Raw genomic sequence first — 1,283 nt, forward strand, 5'->3', positions numbered from 1 at the left:
CGTTGCCGGATCGTGCGTTGCCGGATCGTGCGTTGCCGGATCGTGCCTTGACCGCCTGCACCGCTCGTGCCGCCTCCCGGTGTCCTCGCGCAGTGTGGCGACCTGCCACGAAGGGGTGAACCGGCAGCTCAGCGCCCTCCGCGGGCACCCGGCAGCCCCCAGGCTGTCCGTCGTGCCGCTGTCCGTCCCCGGCTTGCCCGACGTGCCGCCCGAGCTGGCCGGCCCGGTCGCGGTGGAGCTGGCCAAGCCGGTGCGCGACCTGCCGCGGGCCGACGCGCTGCCGGGCGGGGTGCTGTACGAGCCCAAGTGGGACGGCTACCGCCTGGTCGTCGTCCGCACCGGCGGCACGACCCGGGTGTGGTCCCGGCAGGGCCGCGACCTGTCCTCCCGCTTCCCGGACGTCGTCGCCGCGGCCGTGGCCCAGGTGCCGGCGGGCACGGTGCTCGACGGCGAGGTCGTCGTCTGGAACGGCTCCCGGCTGGACTTCGGCCTGCTCCAGCAGCGGATGGTGGCTCCCGCCGGCCGGATCGGTGCGCTGGTCGCCGCCGCGCCCGCCTCCTACGTCGCCTTCGACCTGCTGGCACTGGGCGGCGCCGACCTGCGCGGGCGCCGGCTGCGGGAGCGGCGGGCCGCGCTGGAGGAGCTCGCCACCCGCGGGGCCCCGCCGATGCAGCTCTCACCGGTGACCACCGACCCCGCCGAGGCCCGCCGGTGGTCGGCCGACTTCCGGCCCGCCGGGGTGGAGGGGCTGGTGGCCAAGGGTGCCGGCAGCCGGTACGCGCCCGGCCGGCGGGAGTGGCTGAAGGTGAAGTCCTGGGAGTCCACCGAGGTGCTCGCCGGCGGCGTCATCGGACCGCCGGAGCAGCCCAGCCAGCTCGTCGCCGGGCGGTACCGGGACGGCGAGCTGGTCGTCGTCGGCCGGACCAGCCCGCTCTCGCCGGCGCAGTCCGCCGAGCTGGCCGCCCTCCTGACCCCGGCCGGGCCGGACCACCCGTGGCCGGAGCGGATCGGCACCGGCGCCTTCGGCGGCGGCCGGCTGTCGGTGCCGCTGACCCGCGTCCGCCCGGACGTCGTCGTCGAGGTCAGCGCGGACGCCGCCCTGCAGGCCGGCGTGTTCCGTCACCCGCTGCGCTTCGTGCGGGTCCGCCCCGACCTGGCGCCGGAGGACGTCCCCGGCATCGCCTGACCGCCGCGATCATGGCGCCGTGACCACGCAGCGGAGCCCCGAGGTGGTCCCCGCGCCATGATCGTCGGGGAAGCGGGCGTCGGGGAAGCGGGCGTCG

At 77.5% G+C, this 1,283-nt stretch carries 1 protein-coding gene; it reads left to right on the forward strand.

Features of this window, described 5'->3' with window-relative positions; all coding sequences use genetic code 11:
- Window positions 1-172 precede the first annotated feature (172 nt).
- Window positions 173-1,186 carry an ATP-dependent DNA ligase gene (locus BUB17_RS25180; RefSeq protein WP_072921592.1) on the forward strand — a complete coding sequence of 338 codons (1,014 nt, stop codon included), beginning with the start codon at window positions 173-175 and terminating at the stop codon, window positions 1,184-1,186.
- Window positions 1,187-1,283 lie beyond the last annotated feature (97 nt).

Origin of the sequence: Geodermatophilus obscurus (assembly GCF_900143215.1) — a bacterium.
Lineage (GTDB): Bacteria > Actinomycetota > Actinomycetes > Mycobacteriales > Geodermatophilaceae > Geodermatophilus > Geodermatophilus obscurus_A.